The 7,177-nt window shown below is 53.4% G+C and carries 9 protein-coding genes and 4 tRNA genes; all 13 read left to right on the top strand.

The features are described from left to right. The first annotated feature begins 230 nt into the window (after nt 1–230). The 13 genes from birA (at nt 231) to rplL (ending at nt 6,966) form a co-directional block, all read left to right on the top strand. Complete coding sequence (gene birA, locus J4P02_RS28680) at nt 231–1,190, top strand: bifunctional biotin--[acetyl-CoA-carboxylase] ligase/biotin operon repressor BirA (protein WP_426196739.1); 960 nt, start codon at nt 231–233, stop codon at nt 1,188–1,190. A 146-nt stretch (nt 1,191–1,336) separates the two neighbouring features. Then, a complete protein-coding gene (locus tag J4P02_RS28675) occupies nt 1,337–1,783 on the top strand; it encodes a hypothetical protein (RefSeq protein WP_426196737.1) in 447 nt (148 codons plus the stop codon). 142 nt (nt 1,784–1,925) lie between these two features. Continuing rightward, a tRNA-Tyr gene (locus J4P02_RS28670) sits at nt 1,926–2,010 on the top strand. 24 nt (nt 2,011–2,034) lie between these two features. Next, a tRNA-Gly gene (locus tag J4P02_RS28665) sits at nt 2,035–2,108 on the top strand. Nucleotides 2,109–2,134: 26 nt separating this feature from the next. Next, nucleotides 2,135–2,210 (top strand) — tRNA-Thr (locus tag J4P02_RS28660). Nucleotides 2,211–2,294: 84 nt separating this feature from the next. After that, complete coding sequence (gene tuf / locus J4P02_RS28655; protein ID WP_075122036.1) at nt 2,295–3,488, top strand: elongation factor Tu; 1,194 nt, start codon at nt 2,295–2,297, stop codon at nt 3,486–3,488. 54 nt (nt 3,489–3,542) lie between these two features. After that, nucleotides 3,543–3,618 (top strand) — tRNA-Trp (locus J4P02_RS28650). A 45-nt stretch (nt 3,619–3,663) separates the two neighbouring features. Continuing rightward, nucleotides 3,664–4,032: a preprotein translocase subunit SecE gene (secE, locus tag J4P02_RS28645; RefSeq protein ID WP_426196735.1), complete on the top strand. Its 369-nt coding sequence runs from the start codon at nt 3,664–3,666 to the stop codon at nt 4,030–4,032. A gap of 9 nt (nt 4,033–4,041) precedes the next feature. Continuing rightward, nucleotides 4,042–4,575, top strand: coding sequence for a transcription termination/antitermination protein NusG (gene nusG / locus J4P02_RS28640; protein WP_025262062.1), 534 nt, complete (start codon nt 4,042–4,044; stop codon nt 4,573–4,575). A gap of 118 nt (nt 4,576–4,693) precedes the next feature. Further along, nucleotides 4,694–5,125 (top strand): 50S ribosomal protein L11, encoded by a 432-nt coding sequence (gene rplK, locus J4P02_RS28635; RefSeq protein WP_003176435.1) that lies wholly within the window; start codon nt 4,694–4,696, stop codon nt 5,123–5,125. Further along, nucleotides 5,125–5,820, top strand: coding sequence for a 50S ribosomal protein L1 (gene rplA, locus J4P02_RS28630; protein ID WP_426196731.1), 696 nt, complete (start codon nt 5,125–5,127; stop codon nt 5,818–5,820). The genes rplK and rplA overlap by 1 nt, the downstream gene beginning before the upstream one ends. 199 nt (nt 5,821–6,019) lie before the next feature. Beyond that, nucleotides 6,020–6,520, top strand: a complete 501-nt coding sequence (gene rplJ / locus J4P02_RS28625) for a 50S ribosomal protein L10 (RefSeq protein ID WP_075122040.1) — start codon at nt 6,020–6,022, stop codon at nt 6,518–6,520. Between the two features lie 80 nt (nt 6,521–6,600). Beyond that, nucleotides 6,601–6,966: a 50S ribosomal protein L7/L12 gene (gene rplL, locus J4P02_RS28620; protein ID WP_011063780.1), complete on the top strand. Its 366-nt coding sequence runs from the start codon at nt 6,601–6,603 to the stop codon at nt 6,964–6,966. Nucleotides 6,967–7,177 lie beyond the last annotated feature (211 nt).

Here is a 7,177-nt window from a genome sequence, read left to right as displayed (position 1 = left end):
TAGTGAAACGATGCATCGCCGATGGTAGTGTGGGGTTTCCCCATGTGAGAGTAGGTCATCGTCAAGATTAAATTCCGAAACCCCAATTGCGAAAGCAGTTGGGGTTTTGTCTTTGCGCGATGGAAAATTGAAGTCACTACATGCTGACCTGATTCTCTGTTTCTGGTGATTTCTATGCAATGGCATTGGGCCTGGCTATCATGCCTGCCTCATTGTGAGGCGGAACTTGCATGTTGACGTTGTTAGAGCTTCTTAAGGATGGTCGATTTCACTCGGGGCAAGCCCTTGGTGACGCGCTGGGCGTCAGTCGTAGCGCCATATGGAAGCAATTACAGCTTCTTGAGAGCGAACTAGGGCTTGCTGTTCACAAGGTTCGAGGTCGCGGCTACCAGTTGCCCTCACCCATTATCCTGCTGGGCGCGAAGGAAGTATCCAAGCACTCGTCCTCCCTTGCTTGGCCCGTGCATGTTTTTGACTCTATCGACTCGACGAGCGCAGAAGCTCTCCGCTCTATAGGGCGAGGATGCGCGGCGCCCTTCCTGGTTCTGGCAGAGCGCCAGACTGATGGACGAGGACGACGCGGTCGCAAGTGGGTTAGCCCTTTTGCTGAAAACGTCTACTACAGCCTGGTTTTGCGTGTGGAAGGGGGTATGCGGCAGTTGGAAGGCCTTAGCCTGGTGGTTGGGCTGGCGGTCATGAATGCTTTGCGAGAGTGCGGAGTTCCTGGTGCGGGGCTGAAGTGGCCCAATGATGTTTTGGTAGGCCAGAAAAAAATCGCAGGGATACTTCTGGAGCTGGTTGGAGATCCCGCGGATGTATGTCATGTGGTCGTAGGGATTGGGATCAATGTGAACATGCAAAGTGCTGAGGAAGTCGATCAGGAGTGGACGTCAGTAAGGCTTGAGTCTGGGAAGGTGCTGGATCGTAATCAGATGATCGGGCGGCTCAATGAAATCCTTGCTCTCTATCTCGAGCGCCATCGATCTGGAGGGTTTCCTGCTATCCAGGAGGAGTGGGAGCAGGGTCACCTCTGGCAAGGACGAGCGGTATCCCTAATTGCAGGCGCAAATAAGATTGATGGCGTGGTCTTGGGTATAGATCGCCAAGGGGCCCTGCGCCTGAGAGTCGGAGGAGAGGAGAAGGTGTATAGCGGTGGTGAGCTCAGCTTAAGGTTGCGCAAGGAGCCTTGAGCGATGCTGTGGGGCATCAAGTGGCGCGATTTCTCTTTGGTTTGCGCGTTAGCGTGCGTTCTGTGTTGCTGTCGTAAGATCGGGTTTGCCTGATCTAGTCTTTATCGGGCTGCTATATATGGTCTGTTCTTCGCCCTGGGGTTTCTATGCGCTGGTTGTTTCTGCTGTTATTGGTCCTCAATGGTTTTTACTACGTCTGGCATCAGCAGGAGGCCCCTCTTCGAGCTAAAGAGGTGATGCCTTTATCTCTCTATCGTGGTGCCCAGCAAGATATCCGTTTGTTGAGCGAGTCTGCCGAATCTTTAGTGCGGCGCGACAAAGGCAAGGCTGGAGAGGTGGATGCAGGCTGTCTCTACCTGGGAGGCTTTTCGCGGCGTGAGTTGGCTCAGACGCTTGAGCAGCGATTGGTTGGGCTGGGGTTGGAGGTCAAATTACTGTCTGTGAATGCTCCGGGCCTCAATGGCTTTTGGTTGCGAGTATCGCCTGAGACCAAGCATTTGCTGGACGATCCTCAGCTGCAGAGCCTTGCTAAGGAATTCAATGAGTTAAAACATAAAATAATGCCATGTGAGGGGGTTGCAACTAGCGAATAGGTTGCATAGAATGGCGCCCGCTCCGCAGCGAAGACCTCATGAGGTTGGAAGTGCGAGGCGAGGTCAACGCAGCTAACTTCAAGATTTTATTGAGAAAATGCTTGACAGAAGGGTGGCATGATATAGAATGTCGCCTCGCTTAGGAGGGGTTCCCGAGCGGCCAAAGGGATCAGACTGTAAATCTGACGTCTACGACTTCGAAGGTTCGAATCCTTCCCCCTCCACCAGATTTAGCGAGAGCTGCAGGCTCCGCGGGTATAGTTTAGTGGTAGAACCTCAGCCTTCCAAGCTGATGATGCGGGTTCGATTCCCGCTACCCGCTCCAAGTTTGCAGGTTTTGCAAAGTGTTACGCTCTTGTAGCTCAGTTGGTAGAGCACACCCTTGGTAAGGGTGAGGTCAGCGGTTCAAATCCGCTCAAGAGCTCCATATAACAAGGCAGATATGAAAATATCTGCCTTTGTTTTAATGGCTTGTGTAGGTTGCTAAATTCTTCTCCTGAGGGTGATTTCGATGGCTAAGGAAAAGTTCGAACGTAATAAGCCGCACGTTAACGTGGGTACTATCGGTCACGTTGACCACGGTAAAACCACTCTGACTGCTGCTCTGACTCGCGTTTGTTCCGAGGTTTTCGGTTCGGCCAAGGTTGACTTCGACAAGATCGACAGCGCCCCAGAAGAGAAAGCTCGCGGTATCACCATCAACACCGCTCACGTTGAATACGATTCGTCTGTGCGTCACTACGCACACGTTGACTGCCCAGGTCACGCCGACTACGTAAAAAACATGATCACCGGTGCTGCCCAGATGGACGGCGCGATCCTGGTTTGCTCGGCCGCTGATGGTCCGATGCCACAAACCCGTGAGCACATCCTGCTGTCTCGTCAGGTTGGCGTTCCGTACATCGTTGTCTTCCTGAACAAGGCTGACATGGTTGACGACGCTGAGCTGCTGGAGCTGGTTGAGATGGAAGTGCGCGACCTGCTGAGCACTTACGACTTCCCAGGTGACGACACTCCGATCATCATCGGTTCGGCTCTGATGGCTCTGAACGGCCAAGACGACAACGAAATGGGTACCACCGCTGTTAAGCGTCTGGTAGAAACTCTGGATACCTACATCCCAGAGCCAGAGCGTGCAATCGACAAGCCGTTCCTGATGCCAATCGAAGACGTGTTCTCGATCTCCGGTCGTGGCACCGTGGTAACTGGTCGTGTTGAGCGTGGTATCGTTCGCATTCAGGAAGAAGTTGAGATCGTTGGTCTGCGCGACACTCAGAAAACCACCTGCACCGGCGTTGAAATGTTCCGCAAGCTGCTCGACGAAGGTCGTGCTGGCGAGAACTGCGGCGTTCTGCTGCGTGGCACCAAGCGTGACGACGTTGAGCGTGGCCAGGTACTGGTTAAGCCAGGTACCGTTAAGCCGCACACCAAGTTCACCGCTGAAGTGTACGTTCTGAGCAAAGAAGAAGGCGGTCGTCATACTCCGTTCTTCAAAGGCTACCGTCCACAGTTCTACTTCCGTACTACTGACGTGACTGGTAACTGCGAGCTGCCAGAAGGCGTTGAAATGGTAATGCCAGGTGACAACATCCAAATGGTTGTTACTCTGATCAAAACCATCGCGATGGAAGATGGTCTGCGTTTCGCTATCCGTGAAGGCGGCCGTACCGTCGGCGCTGGCGTCGTAGCCAAAGTCATCGAATAAGTTCTTGATATATCTCCATCAGGCCGACATAATGGTCGGCCTGATTTTGTTTTTAGGTCAGTAGCTCAATTGGCAGAGCGACGGTCTCCAAAACCGTAGGTTGGGGGTTCGATTCCCTCCTGACCTGCCAGATTCACTCAATGTGTCTGGCTTTCTTTTCACAGGATCTTCATAGATGACTCCTAAAGCTGAAGCTCAAGGCTCTCGCTTCGATCTGGTCAAGTGGCTCGTAGTAGTCGCTCTGGTCATCGTTGGTGTTGTTGGTAATCAGTATTATTCTGCTTCGCCAATCCTGTATCGCGTGCTCGCTTTGCTCGTTATTGCTGCTGTTGCTGCCTTCGTGGGTTTGCAAACTGCAAAGGGTAAATCGTTTTTCGCGTTGGCTAAGGAAGCGCGCACTGAGATTCGTAAAGTCGTATGGCCAACTCGCCAAGAGACCACTCAGACCACTTTGATTGTGGTAGCTGTTGTTCTGGTCATGGCGTTGCTGTTGTGGGGTTTGGATTCCCTGCTCGGCTGGCTTGTTTCCTTGATTGTTGGCTAAGGGTGTCCCGTGGCTAAGCGTTGGTACGTTGTGCATGCTTACTCGGGTTATGAGAAGCATGTAATGCGTTCGTTGATCGAGCGCGTAAAGCTGGCTGGCATGGAAGATGGCTTCGGCGAGATTCTGGTTCCCACTGAAGAAGTGGTTGAAATGCGTAATGGCCAGAAGCGCAAAAGCGAGCGTAAGTTCTTTCCGGGCTACGTGCTGGTTCAGATGGAAATGAACGAGGGTACTTGGCACTTGGTCAAGGATACTCCTCGTGTGATGGGTTTCATTGGTGGTACTGCCGACAAGCCGGCGCCTATCACTGATAAAGAAGCAGAAGCTATTCTGCGTCGTGTTGCCGATGGCAGCGACAAACCCAAGCCTAAGACTCTGTTTGAGCCTGGTGAAGTGGTTCGTGTAACTGACGGTCCATTCGCAGACTTTAACGGCACGGTCGAAGAAGTTAACTACGAAAAGAGCCGGATCCAAGTGGCTGTGCTTATTTTCGGTCGCTCTACTCCGGTAGAGCTAGAGTTCAGTCAGGTCGAAAAGGCATAACTGAACGAGAATCCCATACCCCGCAGCCCTAGGCTGTGGGGTTTTTTCGTCACTGGGATAAACGCGCAAGTAACCGGGGAGCCTTTCGAGGCGTCTGAACCCGTAATTGGAGTGCCTCATGGCTAAGAAGATTACTGCTTACATCAAGCTGCAAGTTAAGGCCGCTCAGGCCAACCCAAGCCCGCCCGTTGGTCCAGCACTGGGTCAACACGGTGTGAACATCATGGAATTCTGCAAGGCTTTCAATGCCCGTACTCAGGGTCTTGAGCCAGGTCTGCCGACTCCTGTGATCATCACTGTTTACAGTGACCGTAGCTTCACTTTTGAAACCAAGAGCACCCCCGCTTCGGTTCTGCTGAAGAAAGCTGCTGGTTTGACTAGCGGTTCTGCTCGTCCTAACACCGTTAAGGTTGGCACTGTTACCCGTGCACAGCTGGAAGAAATCGCGAAAACCAAAAACGCGGATCTGACTGCAGCTGATATGGATGCAGCCGTGCGTACTATCGCCGGTTCTGCTCGTAGCATGGGCCTTAACGTGGAGGGTGTGTAATGGCTAAGCTGACCAAGCGCCAAAAGGCTATCGCCGGCAAGATTGAAGCAGGCAAGGCCTACAACTTCGTAGACGCTGCCGCTCTCCTGACCGAGCTGTCGACCGTTAAGTTCAGCGAGTCCGTAGACGTTGCTGTGAACCTGGGCGTAGACCCACGTAAATCCGACCAGGTCGTTCGTAGCGCTACCGTGCTGCCACACGGCACTGGCAAGACTGTACGTGTTGCTGTGTTTACCCAAGGTCCAGCTGCTGAAGCTGCCCTGGCTGCCGGTGCAGACCGCGTAGGTATGGATGACCTGGCTGCCGAAATGAAAGGCGGCGACCTGAACTATGACGTAGTTATTGCTTCCCCGGATGCAATGCGCGTTGTAGGTCAGCTGGGTCAGGTTCTGGGTCCTCGTGGTCTGATGCCTAACCCTAAAGTTGGTACCGTGACTCCAGACGTCGCTTCGGCAGTTAAGAACGCCAAGGCTGGTCAGGTTCGCTACCGCACCGACAAGAACGGCATCATCCACACTTCCGTTGGCAAGGTTGGCTTTGACGCCGTCAAGCTGAAGGAAAACGTTGAAGCCCTGATCGCTGACCTGAAGCGTATCAAGCCAGCTTCTTCGAAAGGCATCTACGTCAAGCGCGTTACCCTGAGCACCACCATGGGCCCAGGTCTGGTTATCGACCAGAGCTCGCTGGACGTATAAAACACAAGCTGACGCAAGTTATTGCGGCAGTTGAAAGATTGGGGTCCCTGCCTGGCGGGGGCTATCCAAGACCGTAGGCGACGCAAGTCTTAAACCTCAAGCCTACGCAGATGGTGCTCCCGGTTCCTTACCGAATCAGACACCAAAACGACATCCAGCCTTAGGGCGGATGAAACGGTAACAAGCAGGAGTTAAACCCGTGGCAATTAAACTCGAAGACAAGAAGGCCATCGTCGCTGAAGTCAACGAGGCTGCCAAAGGCGCTCTGTCTGCTGTTGTGGCTGATGCCCGCGGCGTGACTGTAGGCGCTATGACCGGACTCCGTAAAGAGGCCCGCGAAGCTGGCGTTTACGTACGTGTTGTACGTAACACCCTGCTCAAGCGCGCTGTTGAAGGCACTCAATATGACGTGCTCAACGACGCGTTCGTCGGCCCTACCCTGATTGCATTCTCCAAGGAACATCCGGGCGCTGCTGCTCGTATTTTCAAAGAGTTCGCAAAGGGTCAGGACAAGTTCGAGATCAAGGCAGCTGCGTTCGAGGGCAAGTACCTCGCAGCAAACGAGATCGACGTGTTGGCTTCGCTGCCAACTCGCGACGAAGCCATTGCGAAGCTGATGAGCGTGATTCAAGGCGCTACCAGCAAGCTGGCTCGTACTCTGGCGGCTATTCGCGACCAGAAAGAAGCTGCTGCTGCCTAAGGCACCGCAAGCCCTTTCAAAATCATATGTTTAATTTGATGGCTGCGTAGGCTGTCACCCCAATACAGGAATTTATAGTCATGTCTCTGACTAACGAGCAAATCATCGAAGCAATCGGCCAGAAAACCGTTCTGGAAGTTGTTGAGCTGATCAAAGCAATGGAAGAAACCTTCGGCGTTACCGCTGCTGTTGCCGCTGCTGGCCCAGCTGCTGCTGCCGCTGTTGTTGAAGAGCAAACTGAATTCAACGTCATGCTGACCGAAGCTGGCGAGAAGAAAGTTAACGTGATCAAGGCTGTACGTGAACTGACCGGTCTGGGCCTGAAAGAAGCCAAGGCTGTAGTTGACGGCGCTCCTGCCATGGTTCTGGAAGCTGTTGCTAAAGAAGCAGCTGACAAAGCCAAAGCAGCTCTGGAAGAAGCAGGCGCTAAAGTCGAGCTCAAGTAAGCATCGACTTTGTGTCTCCAGCCCAAGCGTTAAGCGAACGGCTGATGGCTGGTGGCTTTTGCCACCGGCCTTTTTCCGTTATTGGCGGCCGACTCGGTCGGCGCCAGTAACGTGCTGTAACCCACCCTGTGCGGTGGCGCAAACCAAAGGGTTTGCACGATTTCTGGCTGCTCCCGTCGGGAGAAGCCGAATAAGCAGGTGACCAAGCTGG

The organism is Pseudomonas sp. NFXW11 (assembly GCF_049887815.1).
GTDB lineage: Bacteria > Pseudomonadota > Gammaproteobacteria > Pseudomonadales > Pseudomonadaceae > Aquipseudomonas.
The sequence above is the reverse complement of the archived record's forward strand: the minus strand, read 5'-3'. Positions and strand labels throughout refer to the sequence as shown.

Excerpts from the sequence above, each read along its gene's own strand:
- birA (WP_426196739.1), top strand. The coding sequence starts at position 231 with ATGTTGACGTTGTTAGAGCTTCTTAAGGATGGTCGATTTCACTCGGGG.
- J4P02_RS28675 (WP_426196737.1), top strand. The coding sequence starts at position 1,337 with ATGCGCTGGTTGTTTCTGCTGTTATTGGTCCTCAATGGTTTTTACTAC.
- tuf (WP_075122036.1), top strand. The coding sequence starts at position 2,295 with ATGGCTAAGGAAAAGTTCGAACGTAATAAGCCGCACGTTAACGTGGGT.
- secE (WP_426196735.1), top strand. The coding sequence starts at position 3,664 with ATGACTCCTAAAGCTGAAGCTCAAGGCTCTCGCTTCGATCTGGTCAAG.
- rplK (WP_003176435.1), top strand. The coding sequence starts at position 4,694 with ATGGCTAAGAAGATTACTGCTTACATCAAGCTGCAAGTTAAGGCCGCT.
- rplA (WP_426196731.1), top strand. The coding sequence starts at position 5,125 with ATGGCTAAGCTGACCAAGCGCCAAAAGGCTATCGCCGGCAAGATTGAA.
- rplL (WP_011063780.1), top strand. The coding sequence starts at position 6,601 with ATGTCTCTGACTAACGAGCAAATCATCGAAGCAATCGGCCAGAAAACC.